Annotated in this window: 17 protein-coding genes and 1 riboswitch; of the genes, 9 read left to right on the forward strand and 8 right to left on the reverse strand. The window is 52.0% G+C overall.

The window, feature by feature from the left end; translation table 11 throughout:
* Positions 1-16: 16 nt before the first annotated feature.
* Positions 17-631, reverse strand: a complete 615-nt coding sequence (gene ygiD / locus F4V61_RS09865; protein WP_170243776.1) for a 4,5-DOPA dioxygenase extradiol — start codon at positions 629-631, stop codon at positions 17-19.
* Between the two features lie 140 nt (positions 632-771).
* Between ygiD and zupT the strand changes: the two genes are divergently transcribed.
* The 4 genes from zupT to dsbI all read left to right on the forward strand — a co-directional run bounded on the left by zupT (position 772) and on the right by dsbI (position 5,374).
* On the forward strand, positions 772-1,545 hold the full coding sequence (gene zupT / locus F4V61_RS09870; RefSeq protein WP_000115872.1) for a zinc transporter ZupT: 774 nt from the start codon (positions 772-774) through the stop codon (positions 1,543-1,545).
* A 640-nt stretch (positions 1,546-2,185) separates the two neighbouring features.
* Positions 2,186-3,982, forward strand: a complete 1,797-nt coding sequence (locus F4V61_RS09875) for an aryl-sulfate sulfotransferase (RefSeq protein ID WP_000610209.1) — start codon at positions 2,186-2,188, stop codon at positions 3,980-3,982.
* Positions 3,983-4,001: 19 nt separating this feature from the next.
* Complete coding sequence (locus tag F4V61_RS09880) at positions 4,002-4,673, forward strand: thiol:disulfide interchange protein DsbA/DsbL (RefSeq protein ID WP_000096234.1); 672 nt, start codon at positions 4,002-4,004, stop codon at positions 4,671-4,673.
* 14 nt (positions 4,674-4,687) lie between these two features.
* The gene (gene dsbI, locus F4V61_RS09885) at positions 4,688-5,374 is read left to right on the forward strand and encodes a protein-disulfide oxidoreductase DsbI (RefSeq protein WP_000345579.1); all 687 of its coding nucleotides are present in this window, start codon (positions 4,688-4,690) and stop codon (positions 5,372-5,374) included.
* A gap of 65 nt (positions 5,375-5,439) precedes the next feature.
* Here dsbI and ribB read toward each other — a convergent pair whose 3' ends face one another.
* Positions 5,440-6,093, reverse strand: a complete 654-nt coding sequence (gene ribB, locus F4V61_RS09890) for a 3,4-dihydroxy-2-butanone-4-phosphate synthase (RefSeq protein WP_001076980.1) — start codon at positions 6,091-6,093, stop codon at positions 5,440-5,442.
* Between the two features lie 105 nt (positions 6,094-6,198).
* Positions 6,199-6,399: riboswitch (FMN riboswitch) on the reverse strand.
* A gap of 132 nt (positions 6,400-6,531) precedes the next feature.
* On the opposite strand from ribB, the gene ubiK reads away from it, so the two are divergent.
* Positions 6,532-6,828 carry a ubiquinone biosynthesis accessory factor UbiK gene (gene ubiK, locus F4V61_RS09895; protein WP_000566821.1) on the forward strand — a complete coding sequence of 99 codons (297 nt, stop codon included), beginning with the start codon at positions 6,532-6,534 and terminating at the stop codon, positions 6,826-6,828.
* A gap of 73 nt (positions 6,829-6,901) precedes the next feature.
* On the opposite strand, the gene glgS is transcribed toward ubiK, so the two are convergent.
* Entirely contained in the window at positions 6,902-7,111 is a 210-nt protein-coding gene (gene glgS / locus F4V61_RS09900; RefSeq protein WP_000928917.1) for a cell surface composition regulator GlgS, read from the reverse strand.
* Positions 7,112-7,557: 446 nt separating this feature from the next.
* Here glgS and F4V61_RS22835 point away from each other — a divergent pair, with 446 nt between their 5' ends.
* On the forward strand, positions 7,558-7,617 hold the full coding sequence (locus tag F4V61_RS22835; RefSeq protein ID WP_227001225.1) for a type I toxin-antitoxin system Ibs family toxin: 60 nt from the start codon (positions 7,558-7,560) through the stop codon (positions 7,615-7,617).
* 157 nt (positions 7,618-7,774) lie between these two features.
* On the opposite strand, the gene hldE is transcribed toward F4V61_RS22835, so the two are convergent.
* The 3 genes from hldE to F4V61_RS09920 form a co-directional block, all read right to left on the reverse strand.
* Positions 7,775-9,208: a bifunctional D-glycero-beta-D-manno-heptose-7-phosphate kinase/D-glycero-beta-D-manno-heptose 1-phosphate adenylyltransferase HldE gene (gene hldE, locus F4V61_RS09910; protein ID WP_000867673.1), complete on the reverse strand. Its 1,434-nt coding sequence runs from the start codon at positions 9,206-9,208 to the stop codon at positions 7,775-7,777.
* A gap of 47 nt (positions 9,209-9,255) precedes the next feature.
* Complete coding sequence (glnE, locus tag F4V61_RS09915) at positions 9,256-12,099, reverse strand: bifunctional [glutamate--ammonia ligase]-adenylyl-L-tyrosine phosphorylase/[glutamate--ammonia-ligase] adenylyltransferase (RefSeq protein WP_000188288.1); 2,844 nt, start codon at positions 12,097-12,099, stop codon at positions 9,256-9,258.
* Positions 12,100-12,218: 119 nt separating this feature from the next.
* The gene (locus F4V61_RS09920) at positions 12,219-13,520 is read right to left on the reverse strand and encodes an inorganic triphosphatase (RefSeq protein ID WP_000046236.1); all 1,302 of its coding nucleotides are present in this window, start codon (positions 13,518-13,520) and stop codon (positions 12,219-12,221) included.
* Between the two features lie 241 nt (positions 13,521-13,761).
* On the opposite strand from F4V61_RS09920, the gene F4V61_RS09925 reads away from it, so the two are divergent.
* Both F4V61_RS09925 and F4V61_RS09930 read left to right on the forward strand, forming a co-directional pair.
* Positions 13,762-14,376 (forward strand): TIGR04211 family SH3 domain-containing protein, encoded by a 615-nt coding sequence (locus F4V61_RS09925; protein WP_001125345.1) that lies wholly within the window; start codon positions 13,762-13,764, stop codon positions 14,374-14,376.
* A gap of 62 nt (positions 14,377-14,438) precedes the next feature.
* A complete protein-coding gene (locus tag F4V61_RS09930; RefSeq protein WP_038397610.1) occupies positions 14,439-15,680 on the forward strand; it encodes a multifunctional CCA addition/repair protein in 1,242 nt (413 codons plus the stop codon).
* 58 nt (positions 15,681-15,738) lie between these two features.
* Here F4V61_RS09930 and bacA read toward each other — a convergent pair whose 3' ends face one another.
* Entirely contained in the window at positions 15,739-16,560 is an 822-nt protein-coding gene (gene bacA, locus F4V61_RS09935; RefSeq protein WP_079828607.1) for an undecaprenyl-diphosphate phosphatase, read from the reverse strand.
* A 96-nt stretch (positions 16,561-16,656) separates the two neighbouring features.
* Positions 16,657-17,016: a bifunctional dihydroneopterin aldolase/7,8-dihydroneopterin epimerase gene (gene folB, locus F4V61_RS09940; protein WP_000355773.1), complete on the reverse strand. Its 360-nt coding sequence runs from the start codon at positions 17,014-17,016 to the stop codon at positions 16,657-16,659.
* A gap of 106 nt (positions 17,017-17,122) precedes the next feature.
* Between folB and plsY the strand changes: the two genes are divergently transcribed.
* On the forward strand, positions 17,123-17,740 hold the full coding sequence (gene plsY, locus F4V61_RS09945) for a glycerol-3-phosphate 1-O-acyltransferase PlsY (RefSeq protein WP_001272781.1): 618 nt from the start codon (positions 17,123-17,125) through the stop codon (positions 17,738-17,740).
* Positions 17,741-17,806 lie beyond the last annotated feature (66 nt).

Here is a 17,806-nt window from a genome sequence, read left to right on the forward strand (position 1 = left end):
AAGCGCCTTATCCGGCCTATCCCACCTGCACCGATAACATACTCAAACTTCCCATCTCAATCCCATCGGTCGGGATAGTGATCGACTCTTTGCCGTCCCATGCACCTAACACGTACAGCAGCGGCAAATAGTGATCCGGCGTAGGGTTCGACAATGCTCCGCCTTCATCGCGCAACGTAGTCAGCTTACGGCCCACCTCAAAATGCCATGCCGCAGGTTTGGTACTATCAACGCTAAGCTGCACCATCGGGATATCCGCATTCGGGTACATCTTAATCAATACGCCCCAGGAGCCGTGATCAAATCCCCACGCCTCTTTATCGAGCGCGACGGGAACGGGAGCCAACAGTTCAACCAGACGCTGCGCCAGCGCAGGCGATCCAGGAGCCGGATAATGCGTGTCATACAGCGCCTGCGGAAAACCGCCAAAATCATGGAGAGTTTGCGACCTTTCCATCGCTGTAACGCCCGTCCCGCGGGTATACCTGTGCGCCGACACCACCACTATCGCCTGTGGTCGCGGTAAGGCTTCCCCCAATCGCTGCCAGGCGTGGGTATAATCGTTATCGTCCAGCACGTTCATCGTGCTGCCATGCCCCAAAAACAATGCTGGCATACGTGTTAAAGACATGATGTTATCCTTACAGGTAAAACATTCGGATAACATCACCATACGCTTTCTTCACAGAGGAAGAACTCAGATAACCATGATGGAGATCATCAGTTATTTTGAAGGTCAGGTTCGGACGGCAAATTGATAAGGAGTAATGGATGTCAGTACCACTTATTCTGACCTTACTGGCGGGCGCCGCCACCTTTATTGGCGCGTTTCTTGGCGTTCTCGGCCAAAAACCGTCTAATCGCGTGCTGGCTTTTTCGCTGGGCTTCGCCGCAGGCATCATGTTGCTCATCTCGCTGATGGAGATGCTACCCGCCGCGCTGGATACGGAGGGAATGTCGCCCGTATTGGGTTACGGTATGTTTATTATTGGCCTGTTGGGTTACTTCGGGCTGGATCGCCTTCTTCCTCACGCCCACCCGCAGGATCTGGTGCCAAAAAGGCAGCAGCCGATTCCCGGCTCGATAAAACGTACTGCGGTTTTATTGACGCTCGGCATTAGCCTGCACAACTTTCCAGAAGGGATCGCCACGTTTGTCACCGCCAGCAGCAATCTTGAACTGGGTTTCGGCATCGCGCTGGCGGTGGCGCTACACAATATTCCTGAAGGTCTGGCGGTCGCTGGCCCGGTTTATGCCGCCACGGGCTCAAAACGTACCGCGATTTTTTGGGCTGGTATCTCCGGCATGGCGGAAATTTTTGGCGGCGTACTGGCGTGGCTGATTCTGGGCAGTCTGGTTTCGCCAATCGTTATGGCCGCCATCATGGCGGCGGTCGCCGGCATAATGGTGGCGCTCTCCGTCGATGAACTGATGCCGCTGGCAAAAGAGATCGATCCTAACAATAACCCCAGCTATGGCGTGCTTTGCGGCATGTCCGTCATGGGGCTTAGTCTCGTCATTTTGCAGACGATAGGTATCGGTTAAGACAAACGTCGCGCCGGGTGCGGTCCTTTAGCCAGGCAACATCCGGCTGCCCGGCAAAAATACGCGCTATTTATGCTCATTAATCACGCTATCGCCTTCGTTCATTTGGCGAAAACGTTTCGTTCGCGCTTCAAGTAATGCATCTCTGTCTTGCCGAAACGCCTTGCAACAACGCTTCATATGGCAAATATACCCTATCACCACAAGAACTATTAATATTATCCAATACCAGGCAATAAACATCCTTTTTACCCTTAAAATTTAACATCACTAAACATTTAACGTTAAAATTTTACATACCTTTATTTTGACGTATTCATATACTGGCATATTTGCAGAACAAATAAATGATTTTGATCATATAAACCAGTAGTGAAACCCAATAACGAAAGGGGTATTAAGCAGAAAACAATGTCGACAAGATCACACTTCGCACTAATTTATATTGTTCTTAAAATATCCCCCTCCTACTATCGAATAATAAAGAAAATTAAAGAACATTGATGCGGATTATATTTTAAAATAACTAGCAGCATCATGCCTTAAATTTAAAGACTAATCATTTACCTCATTTTTCATCCATAAAAACGTAGTATATGTAGAAGTATTATATTTAGAAGCTATATAAGGAGATATATCCATGATTAATCAATACCGAAAAACAATACTTGCCGGTACCATCGTACTGACATGCGGCCTCACCGCATCCAGTACGTTTGCCGCAGGTTTTCAACCGGCGCAACCCGCAGGGAAATTAGGTGCAGTCGTTGTCGATCCTTACGGAAATGCCCCTCTTACCGCACTGGTAGAATTAGATAGCCATATTATTTCAGACGTCAAAGTTACTGTACATGGCAAAGGGGAAAAAGGCGTTCCTGTTACTTATACCGTTGGGAAAGAATCTTTAGAAACGTATGACGGCATCCCTATTTTCGGCCTTTACCAAAAATTTGCTAACAACGTTACGGTAGAATATAAAGAAAATGGCAAAGCCATGAAGGATGACTATGTGGTGCAGACGTCCGCTATCGTCAACCATTATATAGATAACCGTTCTATTTCAGATCTCCAGCAAACGAAAGTTATTAAAGTCGCGCCGGGATTTGAAGACCGCCTTTATCTGGTAAATACTCATACTTTCACGCCGCAGGGCGCTGAATTTCATTGGCACGGCGAAAAAGATAAAAATGCGGGCATTCTTGATGCCGGTCCGGCGGGCGGGGCTTTGCCTTTCGATATCGCCCCTTATACGTTTGTGGTCGACACCCAGGGCGAATACCGCTGGTGGCTGGATCAGGACACCTTCTATGACGGCCACGATATGGATATCAACAAACGTGGCTACCTGATGGGCATCCGTGAGACGCCTCGCGGCACCTTTACCGCAGTCCAGGGTCAGCATTGGTACGAGTTTGATATGATGGGGCAAATCCTTGCCGATCATAAACTGCCGCGCGGGTTCCTCGACGCGTCTCATGAATCCATCGAAACCGTGAACGGCACGGTACTGCTGCGCGTCGGCAAACGCGATTATCGCAAAGAAGACGGTCTACATGTCCATACCATCCGTGACCAAATCATTGAGGTCGATAAGTCTGGCCGCGTGGTAGACGTTTGGGATTTGACCAAAATCCTCGACCCTATGCGTGATGCGCTGCTCGGCGCGCTGGATGCAGGCGCAGTATGCGTAAACGTCGATCTGGCTCATGCCGGACAGCAGGCGAAACTTGAACCGAATACGCCGTATGGCGATGCGCTTGGGGTCGGTGCTGGTCGTAACTGGGCGCACGTCAACTCTATCGCTTATGACGCGAAAGACGACTCCATTATCCTTTCTTCCCGCCATCAGGGCATCGTAAAAATCGGTCGCGATAAGCAGGTGAAATGGATACTGGCGCCATCTAAAGGCTGGAATAAGCAGCTAGCCAGCAAATTGCTGAAACCGGTAGACGGTAATGGTAAGCCGTTGACCTGCGACGAAAACGGCAAGTGTGAGAATACCGATTTCGATTTCACCTATACCCAACATACAGCATGGCTCTCCAGTAAAGGCACATTAACCGTTTTTGATAATGGTGATGGCCGCGGTCTGGAGCAACCTGCTCTGCCAACTATGAAATATTCTCGTTTTGTCGAATATAAGATCGATGAGAAGAAAGGCACCGTAAAGCAAGTTTGGGAATACGGTAAAGAGCGTGGATATGATTTCTATAGCCCTATTACTTCAGTTGTTGAATATCAAAAAGACCGCGACACCATGTTCGGCTTTAGCGGATCTATTAATTTGTTCGACGTTGGCAAACCGACGGTCGGTAAACTTAATGAGATTGACTATAAAACAAAAGAAGTGAAAGTTGAAATTGATGTGCTGTCGGATAAACCCAACCAGACTCACTATCGTGCGTTACTGGTTCATCCGAAGCAAATGTTTAAATAAATCACGTTAAGGAATTAATATGTCATCTAAATGGATTACCTCTTTATTTAAGAGTGTAGTATTAACGGCAGCGTTGGTCACTCCTTTTGCGGCATCGGCTTTTACCGAAGGTACCGATTATATGGTCCTGGAAAAACCGATCCCCAATGCGGATAAAACGCTAATTAAGGTATTTAGCTACGCGTGTCCGTTCTGCTACAAATATGACAAAGCCGTAACGGGTCCGGTGTCTGACAAAGTAGCCGATCTAGTTACTTTCACTCCGTTCCACTTGGAAACAAAAGGCGAATATGGAAAACAGGCCAGCGAAGTATTTGCAGTCCTTATCGCCAAAGATAAAGCGACGGGTATCTCGTTATTTGATGCTAAATCACAATTCAAAAAAGCGAAATTCGCCTACTACGCTGCCTACCATGATAAGAAAGAGCGCTGGTCAGATGGTAAAGACCCTACGTCTTTTATAAAAACCGGACTGGATGCCGCAGGTATGAGTCAGGCTGATTTTGAAGCCGCGCTAAAAGATCCAGCCGTTCAGGAGACGCTGGAAAAATGGAAAGCTGCCTATGACGTTGCCAAAATCCAGGGTGTTCCGGCTTATGTTGTCAACGGCAAGTACCTCATCTACACCAAAAACATAAAATCCATCGATTCTATGGCTGAACTCGTACGGGAACTGGCCACTAAAAAATAAGCAGGGAAACGATTATGGATTTTATTAAGGGATTATGGCGAGACCTACGCGCAAGACCAGTGGATACTCTGGTGAGATGGCAGGAGCAGCGCTTCCTGTGGCTGTTAATGGCCGTCGCGATGGGAGGGTTAATTATCCTGGCGCACTCGTTCTTCCAAATTTACCTCTACATGGCACCGTGTGAGCAGTGTGTTTACATCCGCTACGCGATGTTTGTGATGGTAATTGGCGGGGTGATTGCGGCGATAAATCCCAAAAATATCGTGCTGAAGCTGATTGGCTGCGTCGCGGCATTTTATGGAAGCATTATGGGCATTAAGTTTTCTATTAAGCTTAATGGTATCCATTATGCGGTGCATAACCCGGACCCTGATTCACTTTTTGGCGTACAAGGATGTTCGACCGACCCGACCTTTCCTTTCAACTTACCGTTGGCGGAATGGGCGCCGGAGTGGTTTAAACCTACCGGAGACTGCGGTTATGACGCGCCTGTCGTCCCTGATGGCGTGACGCTAAGTAACGTACAGCAGTGGTTTGTCGATCTCTACCAGCATTCCGAAGGCTGGTATTTGCTTCCGCCCTTGCATTTTATGAACATGGCGCAGGCATGTCTGTTGGCCTTTGGGGTGTGCCTGATTCTGCTACTGGTCATGAGCGGCGCCTGGGTGATAAAACTCTCCAGAGGTAAAACCCTCGCGTAATAACAAAAAACCGAAGCGTTTTAGCTTCGGTTTTTTTCATCATGACGACAAACATCGCAATCCGATTAACTCACCTTACGCTCATGCGCCAGACGATAAGCCACCAGATCTTCAATCGTCACGACAGCCATATTATGCTGGCCGGCAAACGCAATACACTCCGGCGCACGCGCCATCGTCCCATTATCGTTAGTCAGCTCACACAATACGCCTGCGGGTTTAAAACCAGCCAGCGTCATCAGATCAATAGTCGCCTCCGTATGACCGCCGCGCGTCAGCACGCCTCCCGCCTGAGCGCGCAGTGGGAAAACGTGGCCCGGACGGTTAAGATCGGACGGTTTTGCGCCATCGGCGATGGCGGCACGTACCGTCGTCACACGGTCAGCGGCGGAAACGCCTGTTGTTACGCCTTCCGCTGCTTCTATCGTGACGGTAAAGCCGGTACCGTAGGCGCTGGTGTTGTTTTGCACCATCATTGGCAAGTCAAGCTGCTTGCGGCGATCTTCAGTAATGCACAGGCAAACAATACCGCTACCATGACGAATGGTTAACGCCATCTGTTCTACGGTCATTGTCTCTGCGGGGAAAATCATATCGCCTTCGTTTTCACGGTCTTCATCATCAAGCACCATAACACCGCGTCCTTCACGCAGCGCATCCAGTGCAAGTTCAACACGTTCAAATGGCGTACCAAAAGAGGAAAGTAGCGTCTGATTCATGGTAAAAAAACCTCATTGACATTATGGTTACCAGAATCAGGGCAGTCTTAGGAGTGCCGACAAGCGGCAAAAAAATAACGTGAGCGGGTCCATGCCCGACTGGATCGTTACCCTCTCCCATCCGGACTTTAACCGTCGGCCCCGGAATTACACCGGATCTGCTGACCTCTTCGCTATTGCAAAAAGCGCTCGCGGGCTTTCAACCTGTTCTCCGTGTTCCACCACGGCGTACCGTGATGAGAGAAACGCGTTAAACATCGCTGATTTACCGCCGGTGGGGAATTTCGCCCCGCCCTGAGAATAAGCGGGTTAACTATAACGCTATTGATTACCTTCATCAACGCCTTTACTCCGCATGACGTCACACAATTCTGGTTTATGGCGTCCACATATCGCACTACAATAAGAGCTAACACCTACCAGTTCAGGGAAACCACAATGATTGACCCGAAAAAAATTGAGCAAATCGCACGCCAGATTCATGAATCAATGCCGAAAGGTATTCGCGAATTCGGGGAAGATATTGAGAAGAAAATCCGTCAAACGCTGCAATCTCAACTGACGCGTCTCGATCTGGTGAGCCGCGAAGAGTTTGATGTCCAGACTCAGGTTTTGCTGCGCACCCGGGAAAAACTGGCGCTGCTGGAGCAACGCCTCACCGAACTGGAAGCTCGCGACAAGCCTGAGGAAGTAAAACCTGCGCCCGCCATTCCGCCAGTCGACCCACAAGAGTAAAACGTGAACGGGCCTGACGGCCCGCTCATACAAGATCTGAATAATGCCCTTCCGCCTGTAAAGGGAGCCTGGGTTAGTGCTCTAATTCTAACTTTTTCGCCTGAGTCGCCTGCTGGCAGTAAAGCGCGTAACGCTTGCAGAACCAGTCGCGGTGCTCCTCGTCCATATTGCCGGTTACGGCCTGGATATCAACAGGCCGCCCCTCCGCCTGCATTCTGGCAAAACTGCGCGCCAGAAAATCGAAATTATTTAATGAATAGACGTTATTGTGGTTCATCAGCATACCCTCCAGTTATTGAATTCTGTTAAGGCTATATGCTTTTTCTAATTTCAGTATTTCCCTATATGTACGGCGCTTTTATACATAACGTGCGCAAATTTAATGCGTAGAGTCACAATTTTCACCAAATATGACGGCGTATAACTATCTTTCGGGCTTAGGGAACCGCACGGCGCTGGATGTAAAAAGCAGATCGGTCAACTTAACAATACGGGAGAAGAAAAGAAAGATACGACAGAATTAATAGTGAGACGAATCACTGCCCCGCCATGGTCCTCATCTCTGGTCATAAGGCCGGGAATTCCCTTTCTATACAAAGCGTCATGACCAGCACGCCATTTTGCGTGGGCGATCCAGTAACTAAAAATAGGCGGGAGAAAACCCTTGCGCCAGGCGGCTGCTCACCAACAATCGCAATGTCAGCAAGGGGCTTTAATCAGGAAAGGGTTATGATGCAACAGGTCATCATACTGATTGTTCTGTTACAGATAAGTTTCCCTGCTTACTAACAGCCAATCAGAGGGACGAGATCCCCCCTCACCCTTATTCCTTTACCTTAGGTCGAAAAAAAGCAGCGTCAACCGCGAGATACGCGTCGAAACGAAATGTCCGACGCGCCTTCAAGTACAACGCCCACAGCGTCTGTAACGCCTGATGGCGCGGTTTTTACTTCTCGCTCTCGGTCTGGATCTTTTTGATGATATTGGTCGTTGAACAACCATCTTCGAAGTTCAGCACCATAACTTCGCCGCCGTTGGCCCATACCTCTTCGCTGCCCGCAATCTCTTCCGGCTTATAATCGCCGCCTTTTACCAGCAGATCCGGCAGAATACCGGCAATCAGTCGTTGCGGCGTATCCTCTTCAAAAGAGACAACCCAGTCGACCGACTCCAGCGCGCCCAGCACGATCATACGCTGCTCGAGCGGATTAACCGGACGGCTTTCGCCTTTCAGGCGTTTAGTCGAGGCGTCACTATTGACCGCAACAATCAGGCGATCGCCCAGTTTGCGCGCGTTCGCCAGATAAGAGACGTGGCCCGCGTGCAGAATATCGAAAACGCCGTTGGTCATGACCACTTTCTCGCCACGCTTACGCGCGCTGGCGACGGCCTGTTTCAGCTCCTCTTCAGTCATGACGCCGAAGCCGGTAGCCGCACGTCCGCGCACTGCGTTTTCCAGCTCAACAGGGGAAACCGTTGACGTCCCGAGTTTACCCACGACTACCCCAGCCGCCGCATTGGCGAAATAACATGCCTCTTCCAGAGTATTTCCCGCCGCCAGCGTCGCCGCCAGCACGCCGATCACCGTATCGCCCGCACCGGTAACATCATAAACTTCCTGAGCCTGCGTCGGCATATGTAGCGGCGCTTTATTCGGTTGCAGCAACGTCATTCCCTGTTCGGAACGCGTGACCAACAGCGCGGAAAGGTCGTAATTGGCAATCAGCTTCATGCCGCGTTCAACCAGTTCGTCTTCGCTTTTACATTTACCCGCGACCGCCTCAAACTCAGAAAGGTTCGGCGTCAGCAGCGTGGCGCCGCGGTAACGTTCAAAATCCGTCCCTTTCGGATCGATGAGCACCGCCACGTCCGCCTGGCGCGCCAGGGCAATCATAGTCTGTACGCTGGTCAGCGCGCCTTTGGCATAATCAGACAATACCAACGCGCCGATCGATCCCAGCGCCTGGTTGATACGCTCATGCAGCGGCTCCGGGTCCACTCCCTCAAAGCCTTCCTCAAAATCAAGACGAATAAGCTGCTGGTTACGCGACAGAACGCGCAGTTTGGTAATCGTCGGATGCGTCGGCACAGAAACGAAGTCGCACTTTACATTGAACTCCGCCAACGTTTTGCTCAGCGCACGCGCGGCATCATCAATTCCCGTCAGGCCGACCAGACGGGCGTTCGCTCCCAGAGACGCAATGTTCATCGCCACGTTCGCCGCGCCGCCTGGGCGTTCCTCAACGGTATTCACCTTAACAACAGGCACCGGCGCTTCCGGTGAAATACGGCAAGTAGGGCCATACCAGTAGCGATCCAGCATTACATCACCCACAATCATGACGCCCGCACGTTCAAACGCTGGCAGATTTACTTTCATTCCTGTCTCCTGAGAGATTCAAAATTTGCGCGCGATAATAGCATAATTCAAACGGCTACCAGCCACTTCCGCCAGCTTGCCTGCACCAGCGCGCGCTCTTTACTAAAACACGTCTGCGCCACATGGCCGGGAAGTTCCTGCAACGCAAGGTGATGCAGTTCATCACGCAGTGTGGTGTAGGCTACTGTCAGCGCTTGCGCCTCGTGCTCATCCATAATGCCGTTTTGCGCCAGAAGCTCCAGGATGCGCACGTTATCAGACCAGCGCGTTAATTTAGGTTTTTCATGAGCGTAGCGCAGTACCAGATATTGCGCGATAAACTCAATATCCGTAATACCGCCTTCATCAGCTTTGATATCAAAACGATCGCGATGCTTATTGCCGAGATGCGACCGCATTTTCTCGCGCATTTCACGCACTTCGGTCTGCAATGTCTTACCGTCGCGCGCCGTCGTCATGATAGTGCGGCGTACCGCATCAAACTGTGAGGTAAGCTGCGGGTCGCCATATACCACGCGAGCGCGTACCAGCGCCTGATGTTCCCAGGTCCAGGCTTCATGCTGCTGATAATCGGCAAACGCATCCGCTGAAGTCACCAACATTCCCGCCGCCCCAGAGGGGCGTAGCCGCGCATCCACCTCATATAAAATGCCTGAGGAGGTGCGCGTACTGAACAGATGCATGATGCGCTGCGCCAGACGCAGATAAAACTGCCGCCCGTCGATTTCACGTTCGCCGTTAGTCATGACATCTATCGGGCAGTCATGCAGGAAGATGAGATCCAGATCGGAACTGTAACCCAGCTCCCATCCGCCTAACTTGCCATAGCCGACGACCGCAAACCCCCGCCCCTGGCGCTCGTCCAGATGCGTGGGCTGACCATAACGCGCGACCATCTGCATCCATGCCTGCTGCACCACGGCGTCAATCATCGCCTCCGCCAGCCAGGTGAGGTGATCGCTCACTTTCATCACCGACAGCGTACCGGCTATATCCGCCGCCGCAATTCGCAAAAGCTGCGCTTGTTTAAACTGGCGTAACGCCTCCAGTTGCTGCTCTTCATCCTCTTCCGGCACGCGTAACAAATATTGGCGTAATTCGTCACGGTAAGCATTGGTAGCCGTCGGCTGATAAAGCGTGCCGGGGTCGAGCAGTTCATCAAGCAACAACGGATAACGCGCCAGTTGGCTCGCAATCATTGGCGAAGCGGCGCAGAGCATAATCAGGTGTTTCAGCGCGCCGGGAAATTCACTCAATAGCTCCAGATAGGTGGTGCGGGTGACAATCCCCGCCAGCAACGGCGTTATACGCGACAGCGTAACGGCGGCGTCTTCGCGGGAACAGACGTCGTCAAGCAGGCGCGGCATCAGTTGGTCCAGCACCTGCCGCCCACGCGGGCCGATAGGGCGTTTATCCAGTTCCTTACGGAAGTCAGCGATAAGCGTCAGAAGCTGTCGTCGATCCTCATCGGCCAGATGCGCCAGCACTGGCGTCGAATCACCCTCCTGTAGCGTATCCTGCCATACTTCACGCCACGGCTCTGAAAGTTCTTCTTCCTGCGGGGTATCGGCTTCATCATCGCCAATTAATTCGTTGAATACGCGGCGTACGTTAGCCATATGCTCCGTCAGTTTACCAACAAGCTGCGGCCAGTTATCCGTATTCATTCCCCAAGCCAGCCGCGCCCGATTCAGATCGTCGGCAGGCAACGTTTGCGTCTGTTCGTCATTGATGCTTTGCAGCAGATTCTCCAGACGCCGTAGAAAAAGATAGGCCGCGCGCAGTTGCGTTACGTCGTTTTCAGGCAGCAAATGCAGCGCAGTAATAGCATTCAACGTCGGCAGTAACGAACGCGATTGTAGCGACGGTTCACGTCCGCCGCGGATCAACTGGAATACTTGAACGATAAACTCAATTTCACGAATACCGCCCGCGCCAAGTTTAATGTTGTCTTTCAAACCGCGGCGGCGCACTTCGCGGGCGATCATCCCTTTCATATTGCGCAGCGACTGAATAACACTGAAATCGATATAGCGGCGGAAAACGAAAGGCCGCAACATGGCGCGTAATTCACGAGACCAGGCGTCGTTGTTATCACCCATTATCCGCGCTTTCACCATTGCGTAGCGCTCCCAGTCGCGCCCTTGTTCCTGGTAGTAATCCTCCAGCGCGGCAAAACTCAGCACCAGCGGGCCGCTGTCGCCAAACGGTCGCAGACGCATATCCACCCGGTAGACAAAACCATCCATCGTGGGCTGATCCAGCGCTTTGATCAGCCGCTGCCCCAGACGCGTAAAAAACTGGGCGTTATCGAGTTCACGACGCCCGCCCTGGGTCGTGCCATGTTCCGGCCAGGCGAAAATCAGATCGATATCAGAAGAAAAATTCAGTTCGCCGCCGCCCAGCTTGCCCATGCCTAAAATCAGCAGCGGTTGGGGAACGCCCTGCGGGTTACAGGGCGTTCCCCATTCGCGGCAACAGGCGGCATACAGCCAGTCGCGCGCGCCCACGATGAGCGTCTCCGCCAGATGGCTCAACTGTTGTAAAATAGTCTCGTCTTCCACCCTCGACAGCGCCTGCGCCCAAGCGATGCGTACCATGATGCGACGACGAAAAAGCCTTAACTCACGCATCAGCGAGGCGTCGTCACAGACATCAGCCAACGCCTCCTGTAACCAGCCTGCATAATGTCGCCATTCATCGGCTTGTGGCGATGCGGATTCCAGTTCGGCAAGCCACTCTGGATGCGCTATCACGCTATCCAGCGCAAAATCGCTAAATGTAAGTACTGACTTCGCCTGCGCGCTAAGCGATGTCTCAGTAAATCCTTCTGGTAAGCGCTCAACAACGGTCTGCCAGTACTGCCGTAAGGGTGAAGAGAGCGGCGTCATTTTAGGGAATATCCTTTAAATAATGCCGGATGGCGACGTTTCGCCTCATCCGGCCTACAAAATCCGCATACTGTAAGCCTGGTAAGCACAGCTACATCAGGCACTTTCTACGGCTCTGATTATCGTTTTCCGCTGTGCAACCAGAACGGTTGCTGGTTAATGGCCTCATTACGGAAATGCTCAATTTCAATACGTTGCCCGGTAATAATGGCGTGACGCAATCCCTGCCAGTTCTCCAGCCATGCCTGCGCGACCATCGCATCATAATATCCCGCCAGCAGTAAAACGCTGTCGATATCGCGAGTCAAACGCGGCAACTGGTCGCGATACTTATCACCCAGCGGGTGTCCAAAAACGTTTTTTAATTCAGCAGCATGTCGAGAAAGATGAATATCGGCGAAACGCTTAAAAGAGTCGGCCATTTTAGCCTGCGCCTTCGCATCCAAAAATGGCTGCCAGGCTTTCGTCACCAGCCACTCCGTCAACGCCAGTTTCGCCATCGCCGTTGGCGTACTGTAAACGGCTGTGACGGCGGAGACGGCAGATATCATCGTCGCTTCCGACTGAGTGAGCAGATCACGTAAGTGAGCGCTCGCTTTGCGCGGAACGATACCACCAAATAGCATTAAGGCATGGCGCACCAACCCTATGGCGTCTAACATGCGTTTTTTCGCTGACTCGTCGCCGCGCAGCCAGAGCTCTTCATGGTACTGCCACTGTGACAACGCCAGCTCCAGCGAGGCCTCTAGCCCTTGTTCTACAGTGGCTTTCGCGGCAACCCGCAGTATTGCCGTCGGTTTATTTTCTCGCGGCGCATTGCCCTGCGCAAGGTGATAGCCTCGTGCTGCCTTACTCAGACTGCCCTGACGCAAACCGGTTTGCGACAGCAGTTGCTTTGCCAGTTTTAACACGGCGCGCGTATCGCCGCTAAGCAACTCAAGTTCCAGTTCACAAATCGGTTCGGCAAATTCGCCCGCTTTGACGTCGCCGAGATCGAGCGCAATTTCAATCTTGCTGCCGTCAACGTCCAGCCACCACTTTTCCCGGTAAAAATCGGTGCTGAATAGCGGCTGCACGCTTGTTGCCAGACCGACGGGCAGTTCGCCATCTGGCCAGATGTCCAGCGGGAGTTGCGTCAGATCCAGGACGGGTTCGCTTAGCGCGACATTGTATTCGGGTCGTTGGTGCAACCCGCCCGTTACCCGCCCGGCAATTTTCATGGTCATTTCATAGCAACCATTTTCGCCACGAATACGCAGCCCCATATGATGGCGGCGTAGCCAGTTATCAGGCGTTTCGTAGTAGATATTCAGCAACTGGCTGGGCGCATGATGCTCGCCGCCGAGCGTATGAAGATAATTTCGCAGCACATTTACGGCGTCGTGATTGACGATAAACTTTAATTCGATTTCCTGAGCCATGGCCTTGTACTTATTGGTTATGTCACATATGGGAAGATTGTTGGCGAACTTACCCGCATTATTTTTGTCAGTAGATAGTATTTTGCGCCAAATTGCCATGCAACGAGCAATTTGACGGGCGTAAAAGTTTGACGTAGCGGCAAAGATGACACAGATGATTCCGATTGATGTCGACTGCTTTGCGTAGCGACACTGATGCCGTTACTATCGTTCCACTTTCTCTGACAATAACGACAGCCTGATGCCAAAATTACGCCTGATTGGACTAACTTTACTTGCGCTTAGCGCTACCGCCGTCTCTCATGCTGAAGAGACGCGTTATGTTTCTGATGAACTGAATACCTGGGTCCGCAGCGGTCCGGGAGATAATTATCGCCTTGTGGGCACCGTCAACGCCGGCGAGCAAGTCACGCTCTTACAGAGCGATGCCAACTATGGCCAAATCAAAGACAGTTCCGGTCGTACTGCCTGGATACCGTTAAAAGAACTGAATACTACGCCAAGCCTGCGTACCCGCGTGCCGGATCTGGAAAATCAGGTCAAAACGTTGACCGATAAACTCAACAATATTGATACAACGTGGAATCAGCGCACAGCCAACATGCAGCAGAAAGTGGCGCAAAGCGACAGCGTCATCAATGGGCTAAAAGAAGAGAACCAGAAACTGAAAAATGAGTTGATTGTGGCGCAGAAAAAAGTTAGCGCCGCGAATCTGCAACTGGATGACAAACAGCGCACCATTATTATGCAGTGGTTTATGTATGGCGGCGGCGTGTTGGGTATTGGCTTGTTGTTAGGTCTGGTGCTGCCGCATATGATCCCAAGCCGTAAACGCAAAGATCGCTGGATGAACTAAATCGCCTTCTCCGCCGCACTGTCTTATCATTAGAGGATGATCGTTTTTAAAAGGAAAGTGGCGTGAAGATTTATCTGGTCGGTGGTGCGGTTCGGGATGCGTTGTTAGGGCTACCGGTTAAAGATAAAGATTGGGTCGTTGTCGGCGCCACGCCGCAGGAGATGCTTGACGCAGGCTACCAGCAGGTAGGCCGTGATTTTCCCGTGTTTCTCCATCCGCAAACTCACGAAGAATACGCTCTGGCGCGTACCGAACGTAAATCCGGTTCCGGCTACACGGGTTTCACCTGCTATGCCGCGCCAGACGTTACCCTGGAAGCCGATCTCCAGCGCCGCGATCTGACCATTAATGCCCTGGCGCGCGACGATGACGGCCAGATTATCGACCCCTGGCACGGACGCCGGGATCTGGAGGCGCGTCTGCTGCGCCATGTCTCTCCCGCGTTCGGCGAAGATCCCTTACGCGTATTGCGCGTGGCGCGTTTTGCCGCCCGCTACGCCCATCTTAGCTTCCGTATCGCCGATGATACGCTGGCGCTAATGCGCGAAATGACCGCGGCTGGCGAGCTGGAGCATCTGACGCCGGAACGGGTATGGAAAGAGACGGAAAATGCGCTTACCACTCGCAATCCGCAGGTTTACTTCCAGGTATTACGCGACTGCGGCGCCCTGCGCGTCCTGTTTCCAGAAATCGACGCCCTGTTTGGCGTGCCCGCGCCAGCAAAGTGGCATCCGGAAATTGATACCGGGGTTCATACGCTGATGACGCTGTCGATGGCCGCCATGCTCAGTCCGCAGCTTGATGTCCGTTTCGCCACGCTTTGTCATGATCTGGGCAAAGGTTTAACGCCGAAAAATCTCTGGCCACGTCATCACGGCCACGGCCCGGCGGGCGTGAAACTGGTCGAACAGTTATGCCGACGTTTACGCGTCCCCAACGATCTGCGTGACTTAGCTAAACTGGTCGCCGAATTCCACGATCTTATCCATACCTTCCCGATACTGCAGCCGAAAACAATTGTTAAGCTTTTTGACGCCATTGATGCCTGGCGTAAACCGCAGCGCGTCGAGCAAATTGCGCTTACCAGCGAAGCCGACGTCCGTGGGCGCACAGGCTTTGAAGCGTCGGATTACCCGCAGGGACGCTGGCTGCGCGAAGCCTGGCAGGTGGCACAGGCAGTACCGACTAAAGAGGTGGTGGAGGCCGGATTTAAGGGAATAGCAATTCGCGAAGAGCTGACTAAGCGGCGAATTGCGGCGGTCGCCTGCTGGAAAGAGAAGCGTTGCCCAAAACCTGCCAACTAAGCGGTACGAAACTGTAGGCCGGATAAGGCGGAACGCCGCCATCCGGCACGGTCAATGATCAGAAGAAAACGACGTAAACGGCAGCCGCCACCACAAAGCGATAAATCGCAAACGGAATAAACGAGATACGCTTAATCAGTTGCAGGAAGGTTTTGATAGCGATCAGCGCCACTACAAAAGCCGTCACAAAGCCCACCGCGAACATCGGAATATCCGCTACGCTCAGGAATGACCAGCTTTTATAGAGATCCAGAACCGTTGCGCCCATCATCATCGGCACAGCCAGCAGGAACGAGAACTCCGAGGCGGCGTAACGGCTGACGCCCATCAGCATCCCACCGGAAATGGTCGCCCCGGAACGAGAGAAGCCCGGCCACAGCGCCAGACACTGGAAACAGCCAATCATAAACGCCTGACGGTACGTCATATCATCCAGCCCCGGCGCACGCGGTTCTTTCGGCTTCAGGCACTCTGCGGCAATCAGAAGCAGGCCGCCCACCACCAGCGCGTACATCACGTTAATCGGGTTGAATAACGACTTGATAGTGTCATGAAAGACCAGCCCCAGCACCATCGCCGGAATCATTCCCAGCAGAATGTGAATCAACGTTAATTGGCCTTTACTTTCACCTTCACGCTGTAGCGGGCGACCAAAATGAATACCGATCAGGCCAAACAACCGCCGCCAGAACATCACCACGACCGCCAGAATAGATCCAAGCTGAATCACCACTTCGAACGTCTTGGCCGTATCGCCTTCAAACCCCAGCAGATGACCCACTATAATCATATGGCCCGTACTGGATACCGGCAAAAACTCCGTCAATCCTTCGACCACACCCAAAATTGCCGCTATCAGCAGCGAGTGCATATCGCTCATCAATAAACCCCTAAAATAAAAAACACAGCAAAAGTGGATCTCGCGTTAAGACCCATATATAACCCTTTGGTTTAAAAAATATAAAATTATTTATTTTTATTTCAGATTATTGCCACGCTCAATAATTACCCCCACGTTCGCCGCACGCGCGACGGCGCCAGGCTTGCTCAGCTTAATACGTACCCACGGGGAATTGAATCGGCTAAGCAGTAGATCCGCTACCTCTTCCGCCACGCGTTCGACCAGCGCAAAACGCCCGGCTTCAACATGGCTAATCACCGCGTCGACAATATCCGCGTAACTTAGACAATCTGCGACATCATCGCTTTTCGCCGACTTGCGGTTATCCCAGGCCATTTCGATATCAAACAGCAGTTTCTGTTCGATAGTCTGTTCCCAGTCATAAACACCGATAGTGGTGATTACCGAAAGTTGCTCTATAAATACAATATCCATCACGACCTGCCTGCTTTTTAGCTAAGCCGGATACCACTTCCGGCGAAATGTGCGTATTATCCACAGAAATAGTAAATAAAACGACACTTTCAAAACGGAACAGCTTATGAGTGCAATCGCGCCTGGAATGATCCTCTTCGCGTACCTCTGCGGCTCAATTTCCAGTGCCATTCTGGTTTGCCGCATCGCTGGCCTGCCCGATCCGCGTGAAAGCGGATCCGGCAATCCGGGCGCGACAAACGTATTACGAATCGGTGGCAAGGGAGCGGCTGTCGCGGTACTCATTTTTGACATCCTTAAAGGTATGCTGCCCGTCTGGGGCGCGTATGCGTTAGGCATTACCCCTTTCTGGCTTGGGCTTATCGCCATCGCCGCCTGCCTGGGACATATCTGGCCGGTCTTTTTTGGCTTTAAAGGCGGGAAAGGCGTAGCGACCGCGTTTGGCGCCATTGCGCCCATCGGCTGGGATTTAACCGGCGTCATAGCGGGCACCTGGCTACTGACGGTCCTGTTAAGCGGTTATTCATCGTTAGGGGCGATTGTCAGCGCATTGATTGCGCCGTTTTACGTCTGGTGGTTTAAACCGCAGTTCACTTTTCCGGTGTCGATGCTGTCATGCCTGATTTTGCTGCGCCACCACGACAACATCCAGCGCCTGTGGCGTCGCCAGGAGACGAAAATCTGGACGAAACTAAAAAAGAAACGCGAGAAAGAATCGAAGTAGTTTTCTGCACTATGTGGTGGGCCTGATAAGGCGAGCTGGTCGGCATATTGTGTTAATCCTGGTAAA

The sequence above is a fragment of the Salmonella enterica subsp. arizonae genome, assembly GCF_008692845.1.
Classification (GTDB): domain Bacteria; phylum Pseudomonadota; class Gammaproteobacteria; order Enterobacterales; family Enterobacteriaceae; genus Salmonella; species Salmonella arizonae.